This is a genomic window from Deinococcus koreensis (assembly GCF_002901445.1).
GTDB lineage: Bacteria > Deinococcota > Deinococci > Deinococcales > Deinococcaceae > Deinococcus > Deinococcus koreensis.
Genome location: NZ_PPPD01000001.1, coordinates 261,382 through 285,600 on the forward strand (window position 1 = coordinate 261,382; position 24,219 = coordinate 285,600).

General features: G+C 69.8%; 24 protein-coding genes. 18 read left to right on the forward strand and 6 right to left on the reverse strand.

What is annotated here, in order from left to right:
- Window positions 1-36 precede the first annotated feature (36 nt).
- The gene (locus CVO96_RS01190) at window positions 37-705 is read right to left on the reverse strand and encodes a TetR/AcrR family transcriptional regulator (RefSeq protein WP_103309410.1); all 669 of its coding nucleotides are present in this window, start codon (window positions 703-705) and stop codon (window positions 37-39) included.
- A 208-nt stretch (window positions 706-913) separates the two neighbouring features.
- Between CVO96_RS01190 and CVO96_RS01195 the strand changes: the two genes are divergently transcribed.
- Complete coding sequence (locus CVO96_RS01195) at window positions 914-2,527, forward strand: hypothetical protein (RefSeq protein WP_103309412.1); 1,614 nt, start codon at window positions 914-916, stop codon at window positions 2,525-2,527.
- Window positions 2,528-2,850: 323 nt separating this feature from the next.
- Here CVO96_RS01195 and CVO96_RS01200 read toward each other — a convergent pair whose 3' ends face one another.
- The 4 genes from CVO96_RS01200 to CVO96_RS01215 all read right to left on the reverse strand — a co-directional run bounded on the left by CVO96_RS01200 (window position 2,851) and on the right by CVO96_RS01215 (window position 8,163).
- Complete coding sequence (locus tag CVO96_RS01200) at window positions 2,851-5,646, reverse strand: valine--tRNA ligase (RefSeq protein ID WP_103309415.1); 2,796 nt, start codon at window positions 5,644-5,646, stop codon at window positions 2,851-2,853.
- Window positions 5,639-6,154, reverse strand: a complete 516-nt coding sequence (locus tag CVO96_RS01205; RefSeq protein ID WP_103309417.1) for an NUDIX hydrolase — start codon at window positions 6,152-6,154, stop codon at window positions 5,639-5,641. The genes CVO96_RS01200 and CVO96_RS01205 overlap by 8 nt, the downstream gene beginning before the upstream one ends.
- Before the next feature lie 497 nt (window positions 6,155-6,651).
- Window positions 6,652-7,398 carry a hypothetical protein gene (locus CVO96_RS01210; protein WP_243398108.1) on the reverse strand — a complete coding sequence of 249 codons (747 nt, stop codon included), beginning with the start codon at window positions 7,396-7,398 and terminating at the stop codon, window positions 6,652-6,654.
- Window positions 7,399-7,641: 243 nt separating this feature from the next.
- Window positions 7,642-8,163 carry a DUF4388 domain-containing protein gene (locus CVO96_RS01215; protein WP_103309420.1) on the reverse strand — a complete coding sequence of 174 codons (522 nt, stop codon included), beginning with the start codon at window positions 8,161-8,163 and terminating at the stop codon, window positions 7,642-7,644.
- A 134-nt stretch (window positions 8,164-8,297) separates the two neighbouring features.
- Here CVO96_RS01215 and CVO96_RS01220 point away from each other — a divergent pair, with 134 nt between their 5' ends.
- The 12 genes from CVO96_RS01220 (at window position 8,298) to CVO96_RS01275 (ending at window position 19,051) form a co-directional block, all read left to right on the forward strand.
- A complete protein-coding gene (locus CVO96_RS01220; RefSeq protein WP_103309422.1) occupies window positions 8,298-9,374 on the forward strand; it encodes an ADP-ribosylglycohydrolase family protein in 1,077 nt (358 codons plus the stop codon).
- Window positions 9,359-9,988, forward strand: a complete 630-nt coding sequence (locus CVO96_RS01225) for a nucleotidyltransferase family protein (RefSeq protein WP_243398110.1) — start codon at window positions 9,359-9,361, stop codon at window positions 9,986-9,988. The genes CVO96_RS01220 and CVO96_RS01225 overlap by 16 nt, the downstream gene beginning before the upstream one ends.
- A 178-nt stretch (window positions 9,989-10,166) precedes the next feature.
- Window positions 10,167-10,385, forward strand: a complete 219-nt coding sequence (rpmE, locus tag CVO96_RS01230) for a 50S ribosomal protein L31 (protein WP_103309427.1) — start codon at window positions 10,167-10,169, stop codon at window positions 10,383-10,385.
- Between the two features lie 192 nt (window positions 10,386-10,577).
- Window positions 10,578-11,207 (forward strand): thymidine kinase, encoded by a 630-nt coding sequence (locus CVO96_RS01235; protein WP_103309430.1) that lies wholly within the window; start codon window positions 10,578-10,580, stop codon window positions 11,205-11,207.
- Window positions 11,208-11,523: 316 nt separating this feature from the next.
- A complete protein-coding gene (locus CVO96_RS01240) occupies window positions 11,524-12,714 on the forward strand; it encodes a GGDEF domain-containing protein (protein WP_103309433.1) in 1,191 nt (396 codons plus the stop codon).
- A 104-nt stretch (window positions 12,715-12,818) separates the two neighbouring features.
- Complete coding sequence (locus CVO96_RS01245; protein ID WP_103309436.1) at window positions 12,819-13,205, forward strand: response regulator; 387 nt, start codon at window positions 12,819-12,821, stop codon at window positions 13,203-13,205.
- 40 nt (window positions 13,206-13,245) lie between these two features.
- Entirely contained in the window at window positions 13,246-15,618 is a 2,373-nt protein-coding gene (locus CVO96_RS01250; RefSeq protein WP_103309439.1) for a transglycosylase domain-containing protein, read from the forward strand.
- A 201-nt stretch (window positions 15,619-15,819) separates the two neighbouring features.
- Window positions 15,820-16,203, forward strand: a complete 384-nt coding sequence (locus CVO96_RS01255) for a penicillin-binding protein (protein ID WP_103309441.1) — start codon at window positions 15,820-15,822, stop codon at window positions 16,201-16,203.
- A gap of 2 nt (window positions 16,204-16,205) precedes the next feature.
- Window positions 16,206-16,916, forward strand: a complete 711-nt coding sequence (locus CVO96_RS01260) for a Clp protease N-terminal domain-containing protein (RefSeq protein WP_103309444.1) — start codon at window positions 16,206-16,208, stop codon at window positions 16,914-16,916.
- Between the two features lie 52 nt (window positions 16,917-16,968).
- Complete coding sequence (locus CVO96_RS01265; protein ID WP_103309447.1) at window positions 16,969-17,649, forward strand: cytochrome c biogenesis CcdA family protein; 681 nt, start codon at window positions 16,969-16,971, stop codon at window positions 17,647-17,649.
- Complete coding sequence (gene ccmA / locus CVO96_RS01270) at window positions 17,650-18,315, forward strand: heme ABC exporter ATP-binding protein CcmA (protein ID WP_243398111.1); 666 nt, start codon at window positions 17,650-17,652, stop codon at window positions 18,313-18,315.
- 46 nt (window positions 18,316-18,361) lie between these two features.
- Complete coding sequence (locus tag CVO96_RS01275) at window positions 18,362-19,051, forward strand: heme exporter protein CcmB (protein ID WP_103309453.1); 690 nt, start codon at window positions 18,362-18,364, stop codon at window positions 19,049-19,051.
- 114 nt (window positions 19,052-19,165) lie between these two features.
- On the opposite strand, the gene CVO96_RS01280 is transcribed toward CVO96_RS01275, so the two are convergent.
- Window positions 19,166-19,891, reverse strand: a complete 726-nt coding sequence (locus CVO96_RS01280; protein WP_103309455.1) for a hypothetical protein — start codon at window positions 19,889-19,891, stop codon at window positions 19,166-19,168.
- A gap of 320 nt (window positions 19,892-20,211) precedes the next feature.
- Here CVO96_RS01280 and ccsA point away from each other — a divergent pair, with 320 nt between their 5' ends.
- From ccsA to CVO96_RS01305, 5 genes are all read left to right on the forward strand, one after another.
- Entirely contained in the window at window positions 20,212-20,934 is a 723-nt protein-coding gene (gene ccsA / locus CVO96_RS01285; RefSeq protein ID WP_103309457.1) for a cytochrome c biogenesis protein CcsA, read from the forward strand.
- Window positions 20,927-21,055, forward strand: coding sequence for a heme exporter protein CcmD (gene ccmD, locus CVO96_RS01290; RefSeq protein ID WP_103313230.1), 129 nt, complete (start codon window positions 20,927-20,929; stop codon window positions 21,053-21,055). Before ccsA ends, ccmD begins: the two co-directional genes overlap by 8 nt.
- The gene (ccmE, locus tag CVO96_RS01295; protein ID WP_103309459.1) at window positions 21,052-21,531 is read left to right on the forward strand and encodes a cytochrome c maturation protein CcmE; all 480 of its coding nucleotides are present in this window, start codon (window positions 21,052-21,054) and stop codon (window positions 21,529-21,531) included. The genes ccmD and ccmE overlap by 4 nt, the downstream gene beginning before the upstream one ends.
- A gap of 7 nt (window positions 21,532-21,538) precedes the next feature.
- Window positions 21,539-23,518 (forward strand): heme lyase CcmF/NrfE family subunit, encoded by a 1,980-nt coding sequence (locus CVO96_RS01300; protein WP_103309461.1) that lies wholly within the window; start codon window positions 21,539-21,541, stop codon window positions 23,516-23,518.
- Window positions 23,519-23,622: 104 nt separating this feature from the next.
- Window positions 23,623-24,216 (forward strand): TlpA family protein disulfide reductase, encoded by a 594-nt coding sequence (locus CVO96_RS01305; RefSeq protein ID WP_103309463.1) that lies wholly within the window; start codon window positions 23,623-23,625, stop codon window positions 24,214-24,216.
- The last annotated feature ends 3 nt before the right edge of the window (window positions 24,217-24,219 follow it).

The following is a 24,219-nucleotide window of genomic DNA, read 5'->3' on the forward strand; positions in this document are numbered from 1 at the left end:
TGGGCTGCGTGGCAATGGGCTGCATGGCGCTGGGCGTCATGGCGGGCGGGGCAGCCCCTCCGCCAGGGCCTCGGCGAAGCGCTGCCAGTCGGCGGGCATGGGCTGGCCGCGCACCCGCAGGGCCGCGCCGATCAGGCTGAACAGCGACAGGGCCGCGTACTGCGCCGCCTTGGCCTCGCTGATCTCCGGACGCTCCAGCAGGTGCAGGCCGGTGGTCTCGTTCAGACCCACCCAGCCCCACACCGCCAGCGCCACGCTGTCGTCCACCCGGTCGTGGCCCAGCGCCTGCGCGACCAGTTCGTAGGTGCCCTGCCGGAACGGCTGGACGATGGCCTGGATCTCTGCGTCCATCCCGCTGCCCGGCCGTGACGCCAGCAGCGCCCCCGCCGGATGCTGCCGGACGAAGGTGAAGTAGGTCGTGAGCAGGGGCACCAGGGTCTGGAAGGGGGCGTCGCCGGGAGCAGGGCGGGCGGTCTGCTCCAGCCGCTCCACCGCGCGTCCCAGCACGGCCAGGAACAACCCCCGCTTGCTGCCGAAGTAGTGCTGCAGCAGCGGCCGGCTGATGCCCGCAGCCTCGCAGATCTCGCGGGTGCTGACGGCGTCCAGCGGGCGCTCCCCGAACAGCTTCAGGCCCACCCCGATCAGCGCCTCGGCGCGGGCCTCGCGGGTCAGCCGTCGGCCGCCCGGCGGGCGCTGACCGGTCATCTGTATCCTCCGCTCATCCTGGCCCCATGCCGTCCATCTTGCCAGTAGGGCGATCCGCTCGCCGTGGCCCGCGCCTGCGGTTCAAGGTCTTCATGCGGGCTCACCCAGCGTCAGACAGCCCGCTTATTATGCATCCGTATAACAGAGAGCGGGCCCCGGATCACGAGCAGGACGACCGTCCGGACGTGCAGCGGCCCACAGGAGCCCTATGACGACCGGGAGCCCCACGAAGCGCCGCCCGTCCCCGACCTGGCTGGGCCTGATCCTGACTGCCTGCAGTTCGCCCGCCACCCTCGGCGGAGGCTCCGGCGAGTCACTGCCGGCTGGCCTGAGTGCCGTGTCGGCTCCGACTGTGTCTGCACCTCCTGGGTCTGACATCTCTCTGGCGGGCACGGCCACCGGCCCCAGCGCCCTCGACCGGGCGGGCGAGGCCCCCATCAACCCCTGGTCGGCCGATCCGGTGTGGGGCCAGTTCCACCGCAACGGCTATGCCCAGGCCGCCACCACCGCCCGCGGCCCGGAGGCCGGCGACCGGCTGCAGGTGCAGTACGTGGCCGTGCCGGGAAGCGGCGGAGCGCCCACCCAGATGCACCTTTCGGCACCCTACCCCGACGGTTCCCGCACGGCCTGGAGCACGACCCTGACTCATATCGTCAAGGCCCGCGTGCGGGGGGCGACCTTCGAACTGGCCGGGGCCTACGAGATCGCGGCGCTGCGCGAGCTGAACGTGGCCTGGAACATGACGCTGGGCAGGGGCAACAAGGCGTACGTGCCCTCGCCCAGAGACCGCGCAATCCTGCGTTTCGGCGACGCCGATCCCCGTGACCCACGCTCCCCCATCGTGCTGGAGAAAACCTTCAGGCTGCCCCCGGAGGTTCGGGGCGTGCCGGCGGTACTCAATCTGAGCTACGACGGCTGGCTGGTGGTCATCACCAACGAGGCCTGGATGGTGGCGGTCAAGACCGACTTCTCGGCCCACCGGAGCTTCGATCTGGGACAGGCGACGAACGACCTCAGCACCCACAATTCCTTCCCCATGGACGAGCAGGGCAATCTCTACGTGGCCTCGCTGTTCGCCATGACGAAGGTGCGCTGGACCGGGAATGAGTTCCGGCTGGTCTGGCGCACCCCCTACGACTTCCGAGGCCCCGGCTGCCCGCCGGTCTCCGGCAAGCAGGTGCGGGAGGCGCTGAAGGTGGTCGCCGGCCTGCCCTGCACGGGCTCGGGCACCACGCCCACGCTGGTCGGCCGCGGCGCGATGGATCAGCTGGTGGTGGCGGTGGACAGCCACCGCAGGAACCGTCTGGTGGCCTTCTGGCGCAACGAGCCGCCCGCCGACTGGGTGGCCCTGCCCGGCCAGGATCGGCGCGTGGCGGGGGTGCTGGAGCTGCCCCATTCCACCTGGGCCGGGCGCGGCTTCACGGCCGAGAATTCCCCCCCCGTCTCGGGCTACGACATCGCCGTCGCGCAGTACGCGGGCTTCACGCCGCCCTGCGACGCCCCACGCGGGGTGCAACTGGCGCGCTGGAATCCCGCCCTCCGGAAGCTGGAACTGACGTGGGCCAACGACAGCGTCCCGTTCAACAACGTCATGACCCTCAGCTCCGGCTCGGGACTGATCTACGGCAGCGGCCGCAACCGCGACTGCCAGGTGGTCTACCGCGGCCTGGAGCGCCATACGGGCCGGGTGGCGTTCTCGCTCCCGCTGGGCCGCTCGGACAGGTTCGTCGATTCGGGCAACACCAACGCCCTGCTGGACGACCGCAGCATCCTCTTCGGCGTGCCCCAGGGGATCGCGCGTCTCCGGCCGGTCGGGCCGTAGAGGAGCGGGGGGAACCGGGGCACCGGAACAGGAGCAAGGGTGCGGACGGTATCCGTACGCCACGGGCTGATGCGTCCGGAGGGTCTGGAGGGAACCCACGCCCGTTCATCCCTCCGCACTGCAGCTCCGCGAGTCCCGATCGGCTCTCCACCTCAGGAACCGGAGACGGCCGGGGCCCGAGAGCAGACATCACCTGATCTACAGAACTGCCCTGCAGGTCAGGTACCACCGTCCCCGGAGCCCAGGCGAGCGCCATCGACCCCTGGGCGCCTCCCTTCACCAATCAGCAGGAGGGCAAGGCCGCGCAGGGCCCTCCTGCGGGATCAGACGAACTGCGCCAGCACGCCCTCCAGCCGCTCCTTCTGGGCGCCGAAGTCCTGCACGCGGCGCTTCTCCTCCTCGATCACCTCGGCGGGGGCGCGGGCCACGAAGCCGGCATTGTCCAGCTTGCCCTGCGCCTGCCGGATCTGCTTGTCGAACTCGGCCAGGCGTTTGCGCTGCTTGCCCAGCCAGTCGGCGATGTCCACGGTGCCTTCCAGCGGGGCCCGGACGGTCACGCCCTGCTCGACCAGGATCAGGGTGCGGCCCTCCAGCGCGGGCACCAGATTGACGCGGGCGATGCTCTCCACCACGCGGGCATTGTCCTCCACGGTGGCCGCCAGCTCGCCCTCGACGACCACGTTCAGCCGCTCCTGAGGGCTCAGGCCCAGCTCGCTCTTCAGGCTGCGGGCGGCGGCCACGGCGGCTCGCAGGGCATCGAAGGCGCCCGTGGCGCTGGCGTCGTGCAGCGCCGGGTTGACCACCGGCCAGGTGTGGACGGCGAGCTGCTGGCGGTGCCCGAGAGAGGCGTACAGCTCGCTGGTGATGAAGGGCACGACCGGGTGCAGCAGCTTCAGGATGTGTTCCAGCACGGCCTTCAGGGTGGCCATGGTGCCCAGCTGACCCTCCAGCAGGGCGGGTTTGGCCGCCTCGATGTACCAGTCGCAGAACTCGTCCCAGGTGAAGGAATACAGCGCGCGGATGGCCGCGCCGATATCCAGGGCGTCCAGGTGGGCGCTGGCCTCGGCCGTCACGGCGTTGAGGCGCGAGATGATCCAGCGGTCGGCCAGGGTCAGGTCGCTGCGCCCCACCAGCGCGGCCAGCACGTCCCGGCTCCGCATCAGATTCCCCTGCGGTGGCTGCGAGACGGCCAGCACGTACTGGGTCAGGTCGTCGTCACCGCTCAGCGTGGCCGCGCCCTCGGTGAGGCGCATCAGCGCGAAGCGGGTGGCGTTCCACAGCTTGTTGGCGAAGTTGCGGCCCTGCTCGAAGCGCCGGGCGTCGTGGCGGATGTCCTGCCCGCCGGTCGAGAGGTAGGCGAAGGCGAAGCGGCAGGCGTCCACGCCGTAGCGGTCGAATAGCTCCAGCGGATCGATGCCATTGCCCTTGCTCTTGGACATCTTCTGGCCCTTCTCGTCGAGGTACAGGCCGTGCAGCATGACGGTGGAGAAGGGGGCCTGTCCGGTCAGGCCGTAGCCCGCCATCTGCATGCGGGCCACCCAGAAGAACAGGATGTCGTAGCCGGTGACCAGCACCTGGGTCGGGTAGAACTTGCGGAAGTCCTCGGCGTCGGTGTCGGGCCAGCCCAGGGTGGAGAAGGGCCAGAGGTTGCTGGAGAACCAGGTGTCGAACACGTCGGGGTCGCGGCGCAACTTCAGGTGGGCGTAGCGCGGATCCTGGTCGCAGTCCAGATCGGGATTCTCGGGATCGGGCACGTAGATCTGGCCGTCCTCGTCGTACCAGGCGGGGATCTGGTGGCCCCACCACAGCTGCCGGCTGATGTTCCAGTCGCGGATGTTCTCCAGCCAGTCGCGGTTCACCTTGGCGTAGCGCTCGGGGGTCAGCCGGATCTCGCCCTTCTCCAGCCCCTCCAGCACCTGCTCGGCGAAGGGGGTCATCTTCACGAACCACTGTTCACTGATGATCGGCTCGACCGGCACCTTGGTGCGCTCGCTGATGGCCAGCGGCGCGTCGTGATCCTTCTCCTCGATCAGCTCGCCGGACTCGGCCAGGGCCCGGATGACCGCCTTGCGGGCGGCGAAGCGCTCCAGGCCCCGGAAGGCTTCAGGCACCAGTTCGTCGGTGGTGAGGTTGCCGTGCAGGTCGATCACGCTGGGGCGCGCCAGGCCGTGCCGCTCGCCCACCTCGAAGTCGGTGGGGTCGTGCGCGGGCGTGATCTTCAGGGCGCCCACGCCGAACTCCATCTCGGCCGCCTCGTCGGCGATGATCGGAATGAAACGGTCGGTGAGGGGAATCCGCGCCTGCTGGCCGATCAGGTGAGTGAAACGCGCGTCCGCCGGGTTCACCGCGATGGCCTGATCCGCGAAGATCGTCTCGGGGCGCACGGTGGAGATGCGGATCTCACCGGGCTCACCGTTGCTGGCCGGCAACTGGGGATCTCGCAGGCGGTACGCCAGGGTGACCATCTTGACCTTGCGGTTCTCGCGGTCGATCTCCAGCTCCGAAAGTGTGGTCTGGGCGCTCACGTCCCAGTTCACCATGCGCTCGCCCCGGTAGGCATAGCCGTCGTGGTAGAGCCTCACGAACTGATGGCGCACGGCGCGGCTCAGGCCCTCGTCCATGGTGAAGCGCTCACGCGTCCAGTCGGCGCTGACGCCCAGGCGGGAGAGCTGGTTCAGGATCATCCCGCCGGACTCGGCCTTCCACTCCCAGACGTTGTCCAGGAAGCGCTCGCGGCCCAGATCGTGGCGCGACACGCCCTGCTCACGCAGCTGCTTTTCCACCACCACCTGCGTCGAGATGCCCGCGTGATCCATGCCCGGCAGGTACAGCGCCTCGAAACCCGCCATACGCTTGTAGCGGATCAGGGTGTCGATCAGCGTGTTGTCCAGCGCGTGCCCCAGGTGCAGGTTGCCGGTCACGTTGGGCGGCGGGATCATGATGGTGAAGGGCGGCTTCCCGCTGGTCGCGTCGGCGCGGAAGGGTTCGGTGCGCCAGCGCTCGGCCCAGGCCGGTTCCACCACCTGCGGCTCGAAGGTTTTGGCAAGCCCTCCCTCGGTCTCCGGAGACGCGGCGTCGGCAGCTGCTGAGGGGTCGGTCGTGTGGGTTAGATCAGTCATGAGCAGTCTCCTTGAGCTTGGCAGTCAGGTGCGGCAGGGCTTCCTCATAGCGGAAGTTGGGGACGAGTTCAGGCTGGGTCAGCGGGGCAAACCGGCAATGGAAGGTCATGCCCACATCCTCCGCTCCGCCCGTCACGACATGCGACCACGTGTCCGGCGTGTCTTCCGGGGCAACCAGCCAGAAGTAATGCCAGACCTGTGAGTGTTCCTGGCGAGTCCAGTGGTAAGACGCCAGATGTACCGGCTGCCTAAGAACCAGCCCGGTCTCCTCGAAGGTTTCCCGGACTGCGGTCTGGTCAGGAGTTTCGCCGGTCTCAAGTCCTCCGGCCGGAACCTGGATCCCGGCATCTGGATACGGGTACTCGGGCGGCTGCTTCAACACGAGTAAATGGTTATTTTCACGGGTGACATAGATCAGTACTCGCTGACGCCAGCCGTACCGTTCAGCGAGAGCGACCGCCTCATTGAGAGGGAGAGCGTATCCAGTAATTTCGTTGACCTGATTCATTGCCACCCCCTTACTTCTCCACCCCAAAATCGACAAACAGCAGAACGTCCCGCCCGCCGGCCTGTCCCGTGAGGGTCGGCCTGATGCGGACGAGACGTTCTGGATCTTCAGTCCCGTGGTACCACCGCTGTTCCCCGGCCGGATGCCGGAGCACTCGAAGCGCGCTGTACCGGGCGCCCCCGGGTGGGTCTACCTCCCCACAGGGGGGACTCTTCCACCATGCTCGCGGGTGACTTTCCCCGGCGGCCCTCCCGCCCAGGCTCTCAATCTCGGCCCGGGCTCCCTGTGGGCGCCACCTTCCGGGTACTCCTCCCGGTCACTGCACCACGGAGTATAGGTCTCCAGGGATCAGAGTTCTATCGGCCTTGTGGCGCAGGGCGTGGGCTCGCAGCCCTGCGCCCCGATCCAGTCCAGTGTCGGCCCTGGCGCCGCGACCGTCTGGCTTTGGGGGAACCCGGCCCCCAGGAAGTCCAGCACCGAGACCGTCCGACCCGCCGTTATTCTCCGGCTGCTTCGGCCAGTTCGTAGCGGTAGAGCAGGGGCTTTTTCAGGAGGCCCCGGCTGATCGCCACGGTGGCGTGCCGGTAGGGCACCCCGACCACGCTGACCCCGGCGGCAAAGTCCTGGGTCTCGGCACCCAGTCTCGCGCCGCGATCCGTCACCTCCAGGGAACCCTGCGCGCGGGTCAGCACGTCGTAGGGATGCTCGATCAGGACGGTCAGTCTGACGGCCCGGCCGCTCAGGCTCCGGAGGGGATTGGCGGCGCTGCCAAACGGGGCGCGCACCTCCTCGGCGATCCGCTCGCGGGTCACCTTGACGCCCAGCGCATATTCACCCACGGGGAACTGCACCTCGCGGATCAGCGTCACGCCGTCGCCCTCGGCCTCGCGGAAGGCGCGCAGCAGGGCGTCGCGGCGGTTGCGCATGAGGGTCACGGGCGCGGCGCTGCTGCCCGTGGCGCTCTGCATGGGAAAGTCCCCGCGCCCGATGAAGCGTTCGGCGTGCAGCAGGGTCTCCTCGCGGGTCTTGAAGGTGCGGTGCAGCACGCTCTGGTGCGGTTTCCAGACCCCGCCCTCGCGCTGCAGCCAGTCGACCCACAGGTCGAAGCGGTCCAGGAAGCGCCAGCTGGGGTGGGCACTCACGCCCCCCTGGGACGCGGCGTGGACACCCGTGTCAGGGCGGCCCTGCTCGTCCCGCGCCGGGCTCCCGTCGTCTCCCCTGCTGGCTCGTGTGATGGCGCTCATGCTTCCTCCGGACAATCCCACTGCCGCCTGGAGCGGACATGTGTACCATGAGTGTACCAAGCCGCGCCTGACGGAATTCCATCTGAGTATACGGACTCCGCTCCATTCCGGAACACCCGGAAGAGCACCTGGTGTTCCTGCATTCCGCGAAATCCGGACTCTTTCCTTCTCTGCTTCGCAGCTCTGCGAGTCCTTTCAGTCGGATTGATTCCAGATACGGAAGGGAATCAATCGAAAGTGGTGTTACACCTGTTCGATCAGACCGGCCACCAGGAAGGGGCGCAGCGTATCCAGCACCGCTTTGGGGGGCTCGCCGCTGCGTTCGAGCATGTGCTGAATGGTGGGGCTCTCCGCCACCAGGCTCAGGGCGCGGTACTGGGTGCGGGTGACCGGCTGGGCCTCCGTCCAGCGCGGCGTGAAGCGCAGGGTTCGCGTCCAGTCCGGGAAGGTTCGCAGGATGGCGCTCCAGGCCTCGCTGTCTTCCAGCATCCGGTGCAGGGCCACGTCCCGGCGCAGGCTCAGGCTGCGCTCCGGGGGGGCCTGATCGGGTTCGAAGGTGAACTGGCCGCCGTCCAGGCTGGAGAGCAGCTGCAGCGCCGCCTCGCCCCTGAGGGCCGGGGTCTGGGCGTGCACGATCTCGCCCCGGTCGAGCCAGAGCTGCCCGCCTCTGGGGTGATCCACACTGAGACGCCCCGCCCGGCCGCTGGTCAACAGCATCTGCATCACGGACAGGAAGGGAAAGACGGACAGGTCGCCGCGCACCATATGTCCAGAGTGTAGTGCCCGCGCGCCCCCACCACCCCTCAAAAGTGCGCCGCGTCCCGGCGCGGGTGCTGGCCGGAGAAAACGCTGGTCGTTCCGGGCGCGGCCGCACCGGGCGGACATGGCAGAATCCAGCGATGACCGTCCCCCACCTGCGCGCCCTGTTGTCCCTGACAGCCGCCGACGCCCTGGGCGCCGCGACCGAGTTCAAGACGCCGCAGGCGATCCAGGCCCGCTACGGCCCCCGGATCGAGACCTACCAGCCGGGCAGCGTCTTCGGCTTCGCGCCCGGTGAGGCCACCGACGACAGCCAGATGACACTGGCGACCCTGCTCGGGTATGCCCGCCGGCAGGGACTGGGCGGAGTCGTGCAGGCGCTGCGCGAGTGGCTGGCGACCGGCCCCCCGGACGTGGGCAGCCTGACCCGCCAGGCGCTGAGCTGGCACACCCGGCAGGGGGGGCCTGGAGACGGTCTGGATGACCGGGTGGACGGTGGAGTCCGCGCGTGGCAAGCCAGCGGCTTCCAGTCGGCGGGCAACGGCGGCCTGATGCGGATCGCGGCCGTGTGGCTGGCCGGCTTCCAGGGCGCGGCGCTGGCGCGTGAGGCGACCGTGGTCACCGCCCTGACCCACGCCGATCCCCGGTGCGTCCATGCCTCGGTGTTCTTCACCGCCTTCCTGGAAAGGCTCGATCCCGGCGAACCGGCCGGGCGGCCCGACTTCACCGAGGCGGCCCGGTCGGCCCTGGGAGTGATGGACGAGTTCGATGCCCGCGCTGCGCTGCTGGACGCTGGCCTGTTCGGCGTGGAGCTGCGGGCGGCCCATGCCGGTTTCGGCGAACGCGACCGCGAGGCGCGTGCCCAGGTCAGGGCCCGGGTGCGGTCGGGCCTGGACGGCCACCTGACCTCCCAGAGCGGCTACGTGCTGGACACCCTGGAAGCGGCCCTGGTTCACGCGCGCACCGCAGACCTGTCCGACGACTGGCTGAGCGGGGTGCAGCCGGCCGTGATGCTGGGCGACGACAGCGACACGGTGGCCTGCGTGGTGGGCGCCCTGCTGGGGGCGCGGGGCCTGGAGGTGCCCGCGCCTCTGCTGCCGCCGCTGCGCCTGGGCCACAGCTGGCCCGGCTGGGGGCGCGACTGGGCCTGCACCGAGCACTTCGGGCGCCTTCTGGGCAGCGCCGTGGAGGGCGCCAGGCAGTGCCCAGAACCATGACAGAGGCGGAATTCCTGCTGACCATCGGGCGGAATCCGGTCAATACGGCCATCCTGGCGCGCCTGCCCAGGCTCGGACTCCAGCAGGCCCATCTGGCGGCCGGCGCGCTGTTCCAGACCGTCTGGAACGTCCGCAGCGGCCTCGACCCGCAGGCCCACATCCGCGACTACGACCTCTTCTACTGGGACGACGACCCCTCGTTCGAGGCGGAGGACGCGGTGATCCGCCGGGCCGGGGCGCTGTTCAGGGATCTTGGGGCGCGCATCGAGGTGCGCAACCAGGCCCGGGTGCACCTGTGGTTCCCGGAGAAGACCGGCCTGCCCCGGCCCCCCCTCGCCAGCGTGCGCGAGGGCATCGACCAGTTCCTGGTGGAATGCACCTGCGTGGGCGTGGACGCCACGGGCACGGTCTACGCTCCGCGCGGCCTGGACGATCTGGCCGCCGGGCGCCTAAAACTCAACGGACGGAACCACACGCCCAGCCTGTACCGCGCGAAGGTGCAGGCCTACCTGCAGCGCTGGCCCTGGCTGACCGATCTCTCGGCCGCCGACCACCTGACCGGGCCGGCGTGTGGCGCAGACGAGCGGCAGGGGGTGCGGCGGGGAAAGGACTGAGGGCACCGCCGTGTCCAGGCGCGGCATTCCCGCGCCCTGCCGTCTCCGGGGTGGAGCGGGTGTCGGCGCCCGGAGCCCCTCGCACCCTCAGGGCGGCTCGTGTATACTTCTTCGGTTGCCCGTCACGCACACCCGATCCGGACATCCCGATCGACCGACGTGACGGCGGAGGCAGACCATGAAAAAAGATATCCACCCCAAGGCCGTCCCCACCAAAATCATGTACCAGGGCAAAGTGATCATGGAAACCCTGAGCACCCGTCCTGAGATCCACGTGGACGTGTGGAGCGGAGTCCACCCCTTCTGGACGGGCGAGGAGCGCTTCCTCGACACCGAGGGCCGTGTGGACAAGTTCAACAAGCGCTTCGGCGATTCCTACCGCACCAAGAAGAAGTAAGACCGCCTGTACGGCTGATCAGTTCGCCCCGCCCCAGTGGTGGGGCGTTCTCGTTGTGAGTGTGCCCTGACCCAATGGGGATGGCGACGGTCGGAAGCGGGGAGAACGGCGAGAACGGGCCTCCGGCGCTGCGGCCTGGAAACGCTCGCCGGGCACTCGCCCTTTGGGAGATGGTCTGCCATACTCCGCTGCGTGCTGAAGTCTCCCTATCACGGCGGTCATCTGGAAGTGATCGTCGGGCCCATGTTCAGTGGCAAAAGCGAGGAGCTGATCCGGCGGATCACCCGCTCCGTGATCGCGAGGCAGAACGTGCAGGTCTTCAAGCCGGCGCTGGACGACCGCTACCACCATTCGGCCGTGGCGAGTCACGCCGGACGGACGGTGGCGGCCCTGGCCGTGCGGAGCGCCCAGGATATCCGCGCCCACCTCAGCGGTGAGGACGCCCTGCTGCGGGGCGACAGCCCGGCCACGCCCGACGTGGTGGGCATCGACGAGGTGCAGTTCTTCGACGCCGGGGTGGTGCCGCTGGTTCTGGAACTCGCCGATTCCGGGGTACGGGTCATTCTGGCCGGCCTGGACATGGACTTCCGGGCTGAGCCCTTCGGCTGCATTCCCGAACTGCTCGCCCGGGCCGAGAGCGTGGAGAAACTCACCGCGATCTGCACGGTCTGCGGCGCGCCCGCCACCCGCTCGCAGAGGTTGATCGGCGGCGCACCCGCCCGCTTCGACGATCCGGTGGTACTGGTGGGGGCGCTGGAGAGCTACGAGGCCCGCTGCCGGGTGCACCATGTCGTGCTGGACGCTGCCCGGAACGGGGCCTAAGCAAGGCTCTGGCCGTGGGTGGAACCGCTTGACGAGATAGTGGACAGGCGCGGTTTCGCAAGGCCCCTGGGCCTGAGGAATGAATCTGACGGCCGTATCCGACCGACATTGAGCCTTAGCAGAGAATGTCTAAACTGTCCATAAGAGATGCGCTCCGGGGCGGGAAGGGCTGAGGTAAACTGCCAGTCACTTCCCCCACGACTTCCAGTTCCCCCCCAGGCCTTCTGCACAGTCGCCGCTCAGCAGCCGCTCGAACCCGCTTCACGGAGTGTTCTTGCCACGAACGTCCCCCGCTCAGGCCAATTCATCGGAGACCATGTCCTGGGAGCGCAGCCAGCGCCGGATGTTCCTGCTGGCGGTGGCCCTGATGATCATGGCCAGCGGCGCCGCGCTGCTGATTCAAAGCCCTGATATCGACCCGCTGGACGCCTGGGCGCTGCCGCTGATGGCGGGCCTGCTGCTGGCTCTCCAGGGGCTGCTCGCCAGTCGCCGGATCGGCCTGACCGCGGCCTTCCAGTCGGCCTACCTGAGCGGAGCGGGGTACCTGCTGCTGGCCCTGAACCACCAGTTCAGCGTGATGCCCGCAGGCACCGGCACCCTGATGGAGAGCACCTACTGGTTCGCGGTGCTGTATGCCACCGCCTTCCTGGCGTATCCGGCCCGGCAGGCGACGCTGGTCACCACCTCGATCCTGACCCTGGCGGCGCTGATCTGTGGCTGGCACCTGCTGGCCGGAACCGCACCCGCGCCGCCGGCCCGACTCATGGGCTCGGTCATCCAGTTCCTGCTCACGGGGGCGGTGCTGGTGGTCATGCACGGCACCATGGGCGTGCAGTACCGCCGCCTGATGGCCACGCGCCTGGCCGCCTACACCGATGTCCTGACCGGACTCGCCAACCGCCGCGCCGCCGAGGAGCGGCTGGCGACGCTGGCCCACGAGCAGACGCCGTTCACGCTGGTGCTGTTCGACCTCGACCACTTCAAGCGGGTCAACGACGTCCACGGCCACGCCACCGGGGACAAGGTGCTGCGCGGCGTCGGCGGCAGCGCCCGGCGGCACCTGCCGGCTGGGGGCCTGGCCGCGCGCTGGGGGGGTGAGGAGTTTCTCCTGATCCTGCCGCCGCTGAGCGATCAGGATGTCCAGGTCATGCTCGAAACGCTGCGACAGGAGCTCAGGCACCAGTCCCACGGTGCGGTCAGCGGCGTCACCGCCTGTTTCGGGGTGGCCACCGCCGAGAGCGGCGAGCACCCGGATCACGTGCTGGCCCGCGCCGACGCCGCGATGTACAGCGCCAAGGCCCAGGGCCGCAACGATATCCGACTGGCGGCGCGGGCCGCCGGGCAGGGAGCGGGCACGGGGCTTCCGGCAGCCCCCTCCACAGCGGCACTGGTCACCTCTCTGGCCGCCACCCCGGCCCCGGCCACCGCAGCGACCTACGCCGCAGCGTCACACGGCGAGGACGAGGCCGCCCGGGAACACGGCCTGGAGCGCATCGGCCTGGGCTGACCGGGCTCGGGCCTTGGCCTGGGCTGGCCTCTCCCCTGTCGCCCGGCCGGCGCCCACTCGCCAGATGAGCGTTGTTTGATTTATGAACGACCCCCTGCACTATCATGCGTCCCATGGCGTATACCATCCTCGTCGCAGATGACGAACCGGCCATCCGCACCATGCTGGAGGTCATTCTGTCAGCGGACGGGCACGAGATCGTGGCAGTGGCCGACGGCAAGGCCGCGCTGGACTACCTCCGTGAGCACACCCCGGACGTGATGCTGCTGGACATCAAGATGCCGCACATGGACGGCTTCGAGATCTGCTCGCGTGTCAAGCGGATTAAGCGGCTGCGGGGCATCCCCGTGCTGCTTCTCACCGGCTTCGACGATGATCAGACGCGCGACCATGCCAAACTGGTGGGCGCAGACGATATTGTGTACAAGCCGCTGTCCGGCAAGAACCTGCGCGGGCGTGTGAATCAACTGGTCGAGGCCCGCCGACGCTGAGGCCGAGCTGAGCGGCCTGGCCTGAACGGGGTGTGCCTACGTGATCTTTGTCGTTCGATTCCTGAAATTTTTCACCTCCTTCCTGTTGGCCGCGTTGATCGCCGCGCTGGGCGTGGTCGCCACCTACGGCACCAAGTGGTGGCGCGAACTCCCGGACTACCGTGAACTGGACAACCTGACCCGCTCGCTGGGCGCCGAGACCCGCGTCTATGCCCGCGACAACACGCCGCTGGGCTCGCTCATTCCCCGGATCGGGGAGCAGGCGATCAGCCGCACGCTGGTGAACCTGAACGAGATCAGCCCCTTCATGGTGGCGGCCCTGATCAGCAACGAGGATCGGCGCTTCTTCGAGCATTACGGCCTCGACCCCTACGGTCTGGGCCGGCAGGTGCAGCGCCTGGCGCGCGGAGACTCGGTGCAGGGCGGCAGCACGCTGACCAACCAGCTCATCAAGAACACCCTGCTGCTGCAGGAATACCAGCAGTCGCGCTCGGCCGACCGTAAGTTCAAGGAGTGGCTGCTGAGCGTGCAGGTGGAGCGCACCTTCACCAAGGAAGAGATCCTCCAGAACTACCTGAACACCATCTACTGGGGAGACGGCGGCCCGGTCGAGCTGTACGGCGTGTACTCGGCGGCGCAGGCCTACTTCCGCACCACGCCCAAGAACCTCACGCTGGCCCAGAGCGCCTACCTGACCGTGCTGGTGCCGCGGGCCGGGCGCTACTTCGACTACCCGGCGGTTCGTCCGCTGATCAAGACCCTGCTGGGCCGCATGGTCGAGGACAGGTGGATCACGCAGGCGCAGGCCGACGCCGCGTGGCGCGAAAAGCTGCAGCCCCGCGGCTGGCAGGTCAGCTACGACGATGCGGGCAAGATCCTCAGCGCCAAGCTGGTCGACCGCACCCAGAAAGAACTCAAGGCGGTCACGACCACGAGGGCGCCGCACTTCATGGGACAGGTCACGCTGGAACTCGAACGCCGTTTCGGCCGCGACAAGGTCTACGGAGCGGGCGGTCTGCGGGTGTACACAACCCTTGATCCAAAGGTGCAGAACGCGGTCGAGAAGGCCAGCCGGGACACGACCTATCTGCCTCCGGGTGCCACCCTGGCCGCCACGGTCGTCGACCCCTACACCGGCGAGGTGCTGGGCATGATCGGTCAGAAGCTGCGCGGCGACGCGCCGCCCGCCGACTGGAACAACGCCGCGCAGGGCCAGCGCCAGATCGGCTCGACCATCAAGCCGCTGCTGTACACCACAGCCCTCTCGACTGGCCTGAGCCAGAGCCACGAGGAAGACGACAAGCCGGTAAGTTACCCCTGCGAGGGCTGCAAGAACGGGGTATACGAACCCAAGAACTTTGAGGGCGCCGATCAGAACCGGGCCATGACCATCCGCGAGGCGCTGAATCGCTCTCTGAACCGCGTAACCGTTCGCCTCGCCGACCGGATCGGCCTGCAGACCTTCTTCGGCAAGCTGCGGGCGCTGGGCATCCCCCCTAACGATGGCACGGGCCTCGCGGCCTCGCTAGGCGCGGTGGAGACCACGCCGATCAAGATGGCGGCCGCCTACGCTCCCTACGTGAACGGCGGGCTGTACAGAGCGCCGCGCTACATCTCGCGCGTGACCACCGCCCGTGGCGAGGTGCTCTACGACGCCGTGAACGACCCGGTACGCCCAACCCGCGTATGGACACCCCAGGTGGCTTATTTGGGCCTGGACATGATCAGGGGCGTCGTGAACGACTGGACGGAGGCGCAGGGCGGGCTGGCCGCGCGCGCCAAGTTCGGTGAGTGGCCGGTGGCGGGCAAGACCGGCACCAGCAACGAGGTCAAGGATCTGTGGTTCGTGGGCACCACACCGCTGTACACCGGCGCCGTGTGGGTGGGCAAGCAGCAGGGCGGCGGCAATCCCGACTACTACTATTCGGGCCAGGTGGCTGCGCCCATCTGGAAACGCATGATGGAACTCGCGCACCAGGGTCAGACCGTGCGCCAGTTCAGCGAGCCGCCGGGCATCCAGTACGCCGACTCGCCCGATCCGGGCCGGCTGCCGGGCGTGAAAATCGCCATGCTCGACCCGAACTACCGCGACGCCGCCAACACGGAACTCCAGGCCGACGCGCCCGTGCCCACCCAGTACCGCGAAACCAGCTACACCGGGCCGTCCAGCGATCCCCTGACCGTGGTGATCAGCGTCGACCGGGAGACCAACCGGCAGGCCACCGAGTTCACGCCGCCGGAAAACATCGTCTCGCGCCGGGTGTATGTCGAGCAGCTGCCCGCCTACGCGCCCGACCCCAACCCCGCGCCCCTGAAGGACGAGAAGCCCGATCCGCAGGCCGTGAAGGCGGCGAACAGCCAGGGGCAGGCTCCAGAAACCGCGCCGGCACCTGCAGCCAAACCCAAACCCTGAAGGTCAGACCCCGGAGCGACGCCCGTCGTGACCCGGATCTGAACAGACGAAACAGGTCGACAGTCAGATGGTCAGAAATTCAGGCAGGGCCCCCAGGTGGGGCTCTGCTGCTGTTCACCCTCCACTGACACTTGCCCCGATCCGACCGATTCTCACGCGGGCGTCATGCAGCGCACGCCGCGCGGCAGGCATGATGCGGCCATGACCCTGCGGCGTGCGCCCCTCCTGACCCTGCTCCTGACCCTGGGGGCCACTCCGGCCGAGGCCCGCGTGCGGCTGGGCGAGCTGCTGCCGGCGCATCCCTGGACGGCCAGCGGGCGCGAGATCGTGGTGGTGTACAGCCACGACTGCGGCGACCTGGGGGCGCTCTGGCAGGCGATCCTGCACAGCGGCCTCACGGTGCGCGCCGTGAACGCCGAGGACGTCCCCGCCGAGGCGCCCCAGGGCGTGAACGTCTGGCGGGGCGCGGAGGCCACCGCGTTCGCGCGCAAGCTGCGGGTGGGCACCTACCCGGCCGTGCTGCTGGTGCAGGGCGACCGCATCCTGAACGCCTGGGAAGGGACATTCACCGGAAAGCTGGAGTAACGGTGCAGCGCTACGACGACCGGGCCCGGCTGGTCTTCCACTTCGCCCGCGAGGAGAGTGAGGCCACTGGCGAACACCGTGTCTCGCCCGCGCACCTGCTGCTGGCCCTGCTCCGGACGGAGGGCGGCGCGGGCGAGCTGCTGGCCGCCGCGGGCGCCTCGCTGACCGACTGGCGTGGAGCGCTGAAGGCCCAGGCGCCCGCCGGGCCACGGCCGTCGAGCGACGCCCCCATGATCACCCCGGACGCCCGGCGGGTCATGGAGACAGCGGCAGAGCTGGCGCGGCGCCAGAGATCCGTCGTGGTGGCGCCCCAGCACATCCTGCTCGCGCTGCTGACCCTGGCCCAGAAGGAGGCTGCCGGGGATCTCCGCCGGCTCCTGGCGCGGCTGCCCACCCCCCTGGAGGTGCTGCGGGAGCGGGTGCTGGCGCTGCCCCTCCCCGCAGCCGACTCCCGGCGTGAGGGACTGACGGAGGAGTCGCTGAGGGCTCTCAGGGAGATGATCCAGCGCGCCCAGGAGGCAGACTTCCGGTCGCCGGAGGTTCCCAGCCGGGCCGAGATCCTGGGGATCATCCTGACCTCCGGGGCGGAGCCGCTGCTGGGCGATCTGGAGCCGCTGGTGTACGGGCGGCTGACGGGCGAGACCGTGGACGAGGCCGAAAAGCACCTGCTCCTGACCCAGCTGCTGGCCCTGGCCCTCCACCGTTCGGCCTGAGCGGGGGACCCCCGCCCCTGCCACGGCGGCCCGCAGCCGCTAGACTCGCTTCATGACCGCCCCCTCCTCGCCCACGCTGACCGTGGCGTTCCTGGCGGGCCTGATCTCGTTTCTGAGCCCCTGCGTGCTGCCGCTGGTGCCCTCCTACCTGGGCGTGATCGGAGGGGCGCGGGCGCCGCTGCTGCGGGCGCTGGGCTTCGTGCTGGGCTTCGGGCTGGTGTTCATCGCGCTGGGGGCCACCGCCAGTACGCTGGGCGCGCTGCTCTCGCCGCACAAGATCCTGCTGGGGCAGCTGTCGGCCGTGCTGATCATCTTCTTCGGGCTGGTGATGCTGGGCGTGATCCACCTGCCCTTCCTGATGAGGGACACGCGGGCCCTGGCCCACGCGGGCGGCTACGGGCCGGTGGCCCTGGGCGCGGCTTTCGCCTTCGGCTGGAGCCCGTGCCTGGGCCCGGCCCTGGGCAGCATCCTGGGACTGGCGGCGAGTTCGGCCAGCCTGAGCAGCGGCGTGGGCCTGCTGGCGGCCTACACCCTGGGGCTGGCGGTGCCCTTCCTGCTGGCCGCGCTGCTGTGGCACCGGCTCAACCTGCGCCGGCTCAACCGCTACGCCGGGGTCTTCGAGAAGGTGGGCGGCGCGGTGCTGGTGGTGGTCGGCGTGCTGATGCTGACCGGGCAGTTCACCCGTCTGGCCTCGTTCTTCTACGAGGTGATGCCCGCATGGCTGAGGCTGTAGGTGCCTGAGCGACCTGTGCCCGGAGGCGCGCCCCCACCCGACGCCCTGCAGCTGCGCGACCTCTGGCTGCGGCTGGGCCGCGAGGTCATCCTGCGTGGGGTGAATCTGGACGTGCCCGCCGGACAGGGCGTGACCCTGCTCGGGGAGAACGGGGCCGGCAAGACCACGCTGCTGCGGGTGCTGGCCTCGGGGCTGAAGCCCACGCGCGGCGAGGGCCGGGTGCTGGGCTTCGACCTGCGCGACGCGCGCTCGGTACGCGACGCCGTCCACCTGATGCCGGTCGACGCCGGGCTGTACCCGGATCTGAGCTGCGCCGAGAACCTGCACTTCGCCCTGCAGATGCACGGCCAGGCGGGCGATGTGGCCGGAGCGCTGGGGCGGGTCAATCTGGCGGGCGTGGGGGCGCGGCGGGTGCGTTTCCTGTCGGCGGGGATGCGCAAGCGGCTGGCCCTGGCCCGCGCGTGGCTGCTGGCCCGGCCCGTGACCCTGGTCGACGAACCCTTCGCCAACCTGGACGACTCCGGCCGCGCCCTGGCGCGCGAGCTGCTGGGTGAGCTGCGGGAGCGGGGCGTGACCCTGGTGATCGCCGCCCACGAGCCGGAACTGGCCCGGGCGATCGCGCCGCGTGCCCTGCGGCTGTCCGGCGGCGTGCTGGTGGAGGCATGACCCTCTCCGGGTGCCCCATTCCAGAGCGGAGTGAGGGAATGTCCGCGTGAGAACGGCCCTGATCATCGCCGCCAAGGATCTGCGGGTGGCGGGCCGCACGCGGGACACCCTGCTGGCCACCGCGTTCTTCGCCGGACTCGTGCTGCTGGTGCTGGGACTCGCGCTGGGCGGAGCCGGGGGGCGCACGGCCCTGCAGACAGCGGGCGTGGCGGCGGGCGCGGTCTGGACAGCCCTGGCCCTGGCGGCGGCCGTCGGGGCGCAGCGGGCCTTCGCCCAGGAACAGGAGGCGGGCGCGCTGGAACAACTCACGCTCTACCCCGGCCCACACGGCGCCCTGTACCTGGGCAAGCTGCTGGGCGTGCTGGGGCCGCTGCTGCTGGTCGCGGCCTTCACCGTGCCCGCCGGGCTGCTGCTGTTCGGCGCGGCCGAGACCGGGCGGGCGGTGCCCTGGCCGGCGCTGGGCCTGACCACTGGGCTGGGCGTGCTGGGCTTCGCCGCCGCCACCACCTTCTACGGCTCCATCACCGTCAGCCTGCGGGCCCGCGAGGCGCTGCTGCCCGCGCTGGCCTTCCCGATCCTGGTGCCGGTGGTGATCGCCAGCGTGAAGGCCACGTCCCTGCTGCTGTCCGTGGGCTGGACTCCGGAGGTTTCCACCTGGCTGAGCTTCCTGGTCGCCTTCGATCTGGGCACGGTCATCCTGGCGACCCTGCTGTTCGGCTTCACGGTCGAGGGCTGAGGGAACCCGCGCCCGTCTGCTCTCCTTCCAGACGTCGCGCTGCGCGTGCGACGTCGTAGGGCGCGGCCACCCTCACGGATTCCCTCCCCGCCCGGCGACTTCACATGCCTGTCCCTACTGGGTCGCCACCATCAGCACGGCGCGGCCATCGTGGTCGGCAGTGGTTTCGCCGGGGGTGTCCAGACGGGAGCCCAGCTCGATATAGCCGACCTTCCGATAGAAGGTGCGCGTGGTGAGCCTGTTCGCCAGATCCTCGCGGGCCGCCTGGAAGGAGTTGTAGGTGTGGCCGGGGCGGGGCAGCAGCCGGAAATCCTCACGGCTGAAGGCGGCCGTGAACACGTAGCCGCCGGCCGTCTTCCACGGCCCGAAAGCCCGGCCGTGGTTGTTCGAGCCGTACCAGGGGCCGTCGCTGAAGGCCTCGCCGCGGCCGCTGGCAGGCAGCTGGGGCCGCAGTTCGCCGTTCAGCAGGCCCCAGTAGCCGTCGCTGTGCATGTTGCGTGGCGGGTAGCCGGCGCCCAGCATGGCGGCCTGCAGGCGGGCGCCCGCCTCCGCCGGGGTCTGGGCCACACGGTCGATCAGCACGACGTTGACCGGTTCGCGCAGGGTGCGGCCCTGCACCTTCTCGCCCAGCCAGGTGGCGTTCTGCAGATTTCTGGTGATCATCCACCGGCCCATCTCGCCCACTTCCGGCACCGCCCGCGTGTCGCCGGGCGCGGGCCGGAACGCGGCGGGATCCGGCAGCGGGGCCGGCTGCTGGGCCGGGGCGCAGGCCGCCAGGAGCAGGAGGGGCCAGGAGGAAGGGAACAGGGCGGAGCGGAGCCAGTTGGAAAGGATCGTCATGAGGGGTCTCCAGGGGCGGCGCAGACCTCGGAATTCAGCGCTCGGAACGCAGCGCTCGGGACACTGAGCTCAGAACACTGGGCCATGAGAGGACGACAGGATCGTGACGGGGCTACGGGGTACGCAAGCAGCCTAAACCAGCCTGCAGCGCGCCCCGGAACACACCCGCGCGGAGGGGACACTCGCACTTGCCGAAAAAGGCCCGGGAGATCATCCTGGGGCCATGCCTGGACAGCGTCCAGAGGACGCTGATCAGGCACGGAGAGAGCGTCATCCTTCCGGCACACCCAGGGGTGCGGGAAGTTCAGAAGAGGAGGGCCATGAAACGAGACCTGATCACCCCACTGTTGGGCGGCGCAACCCTGATCGCGCTGGTCGCGGCTGTCATCCTGGGCCTGAGTGCGCCGCTGGACGTGAACCAGGGCTCGCTGGTGCGCCTGATGTTCGTGCACGTACCCTCGGCCTGGCTGAGCTACCTCGCCTACGGCGGTACCGGGCTGTTCGGCCTGCTGTACCTGATCCGCCGCGAGCGCCGCTGGGATCGGCTGGCCCTGAGCAGCGCCGAGATCGGCGTGCTGTTCACCGTGGCGACCATCGTGGGCGGGATGCTGTGGGCCAAGCCCACCTGGGGCACGTACTGGGTCTGGGACGCCCGCCTGACCACCACCGCCCTGAGCCTGGTCGTCTACGGCGCCTACCTGCTGATCCGCACGCTGATCGACGACCCCGAGCGCCGCGCCCGCGTCTCGGCGGTGGTGGGGCTGGTAGGCACGCTGTACGTGCCGGTGAACTACATGGCGGTCGAGTGGTGGCGCGGGGTGCACCAGACCCAGACGCTGAAGCTGCTGGGCAAGGTGCGCTTCGACGCGGCGCCCATCTACGGCTGGGTGCTGCTGGTCGCCACGCTGGCCTTCACGCTGCTGTACCTCTACCTGCTGCGGGTGCGCGCCATCCTGGCGGCCCGTGAGGAAGCGCGCGAGGAACTGGAACTGAATTCGGAGCTGGGCGCCGTGAGCAGCGGTGTGGGAGTCGCCCGTGGATAAGTACGCGACCTACGTGATCGTGGTCTATGTGGTGACCTTTGTGGTGCTGGTGGGCTACCTGGGCTGGATGTGGTGGCGGCTGCGCGCCCTCAAGGACGGACAGTCGGGGGCACCCCGTTGACGACCCCCTCTCCGTCTGTCCCGCCGCCCTCCGCGCTGCCGCAGGCCCGTCGGCGGCGCCGCAGCCCGCTGCCGGTGGTGCTGGGGGTCGTGGCGTTGGTGGGTCTCACCGCTTTCATCGCCCTGGGCAACCTGAACCGCAGCCTGGAGTATTTCGTCACGCCCACCGAGTACCAGCAGCAGAGGGCCGAGCTGCAGGATCGTCCGATCCGCATCGGCGGGCTGGTTCGGGCCGTGAAGTACGATCCGCAGTCGCTCGACCTGAACTTCACGGTCACCGACGGCGGGGCGAGTTTCCCGGTGCAGTACAGCGGCGCGGTCAGCGACCTGTTCAAGGAAAACCAGGGGGTCGTGGTGCGCGGCCAGTTCCACGAGGGCACCTTCAAGGCGTCCGAGCTGATCGTCAAGCACAGCGAGGAGTACAACGTCCCCAAATCTCAGGCCGAACTCAAAGACCTGCTCAACCGCTCGGAGTAACCCAACTATGTTGAATCTGATCTCGTTCACCTCCAGCCCCCTGGGCGCGCTGGGGCAGCTCAGTCTGCTCGCGGCGCTGGCCTTCGCGCTGGCCGGGCTGGGGCTGGCGGGAGTGGGCGGCTGGCGGGCCGACGCGCGGGTCACCGAGGCCGCGCGCCGGGCCACCTGGGCCGTGTTCGCGCTGGTCACGCTGGCCTCCATGATCCTGATGATCGCCCTGCTGCGCGACGATTTCTCGGTGCGCTACGTGGCCGAGCATTCCATGCGGGCCTCCCCGCTCTGGGTCAAGATCACCAGCCTGTGGGGGGCGCTGGAGGGCAGCGTGCTGCTGTGGGCGTGGCTGCTGGCCGGCTACACCTTCATCCTCAGCCTGACCCTGCGCCGCGACGCACTGCGGCCCTGGGCGCTGGGTACCATGTTCGTGAGCCTGCTGTTCTTCGTGGGCGTGTGCGCCACGGTGGCCTCCCCCTTCACCCCGGTGGCCTCGGTGCTGGCCGACGGGCGTGGCCCCAACCCGGCGCTGCAGAACCACTGGATGATGGCGGTGCATCCGGTGCTGCTGTACCTGGGCTTCGTGGGCCTGAGCGTGCCCTTCGCCTACGCGGTCGCCGCGCTGGTCACCGGCCGCCTGAGCGACCACTGGGTCGCCGTGACCCGCCGCTGGACGCTGGTCGCCTGGACGTTCCTGACCGCCGCCATCGTGGCCGGCGGCTGGTGGAGCTACGAGACGCTGGGCTGGGGCGGCTACTGGGCCTGGGATCCGGTGGAGAACGCCTCCTTCATTCCCTGGCTGCTGACCACCGCCTTCCTGCATTCGGTACAGATTCAGGAGAAGCGCGGCCTGATGCGCTCGTGGAACGTCTGGCTGATCGTGCTGGCGTACTCCAGCACCGTGCTGGGCACCTTCCTGAACCGCTCGGGCATCGTGCAGAGCGTGCACGCCTTCGCGGGCGGGCCGGTGGGGCCGGTGTTCCTGGGCTTCCTGGCGCTGCTGCTGGTCTCGGGGATCGCGCTCGCGGCCTGGCGCGCCCCGAAGCTGCGCGACGAGGCCGAAGTGCCGGGGCCGGTCAGCCGCGAGGGCGCCTTCCTGGCCGGCAACTGGATCTTCCTGGTGTTCGCCTTCATGGTGCTGCTGGGCACGCTCTTCCCCACCTTCGTGGAGGCCGTGCAGGGCCGCCGCGACGCCTCCGTGGGCCCGGCCTTCTACAACGCCTTCGCCATCCCGCTGGGGCTGGGCCTGCTGCTCCTCATGGGTGTGGGGCCGCTGCTGCCCTGGCGCCGCGCCGATGGTCAGAGCCTGCTGCGGGCGCTGCGGCCGCTGGTGCTGGTGGGGGTGGGCGCTGCCGCGCTGGCCGCCCTGCTGGGCGTCCGGGGCTGGGGCGTGCTGGCCACCGTGGCGCTCGCCGCCTACAACGTGCTGGGCCTGATCCTGCTGACCGCCCGCGCGGCCCGCCAGAGCGGCAGCCTGAGCCGCACGCTGGGGGCCAACCCGCGCCGCTACGGCGCCTATACCGCCCACCTGGGGCTGGTCGTGCTGGCGCTGGGCGTGGCCTTCAGCAGCGCCTACCGCGCCGAGGCGCAGGCCACCCTGAACCTGGGCGCCGCCCCCACGGCCCTGCTCCACGAGCAGGTACAGCTCCAGAACCTGCGGCTGGACGAACGGCCCGACGGGCAGTCCACCGTGGCCACGGTGCTGATCGACGGGCGGCGCTATGAAGCCCGGCTGAACAACTACCGGCAGGCACCGGGAACCCCGTTCGCCGCCCCGGCGGTGCGCTACGGCGCACTGGGCGACACCTACCTCGTCATGACGGCTGTGGGCGAGGGCGGCCAGTGGGCCAGCGTGAAGCTGATCGAGAGCCCGCTGGTGTCTTGGATCTGGTGGGGCACCCTGATCATCTGCCTGGGGGCCGGCCTGACCCTGGTCTCGCCCGCCCGCCCGGCCCTGCGCGCCGTCCGCGCCGATCTGGCCCCCGCCACCGACTGAGGCGCACCCCCAATGACCTCCCCCCTCCAGCTCCTCCACACGGCCCGCGACGTGGCCCACTCCGGCCCCGTCCAGCGCCGGGCCGATGCTCCCGAAGGTTGACCATGACTGACCGTTCCACCCCCTCTCCCGTTCCGACCCCGGCGCCGGCCCCTGCGGCCCCGGCCTGGCGCCGCCTCGTGCCGCCGCTGCTGGCCGCCGCGCTGGTGGGCGTGCTGGGCTACACGCTGCTGCGCCCCGCCCACAACGCCACCACGGGCGGCCCGCTGATCGGCAAGGCGGCGCCCCCCTTCTCGCTGCGTAGCCTGGACGGCCCGGAGGTCAGCCTGAGCGAGCTGCGGGGCCGCCCGGTGGTGCTGAACTTCTGGGCCTCGTGGTGCGGCCCCTGCCGCGAGGAAGCGCCGATGTTCCGCGAACTGAGCGCCCGGCAGGGCGGCGCCTCCGGGGTGGCCATCCTGGGCATCCTGTTCCAGGAGACGAACGAGAAGAGCGCCCGCGACTTCATCCAGGAATACGAGCTGGCCTACCCCAACCTGCGCGACCCGGGCATCAATACGGGCGTGGACTACGGCGTCTCGGGCATCCCCGAAACGGTCTTCATCGACCGTGAGGGGGTCGTGCAGCACATGGATCGGGGCGGCCTGACCCGCGAGCGCCTCAACGCGGGCCTGACCAAGATCGGCGTTCCGGGCATCTGATGC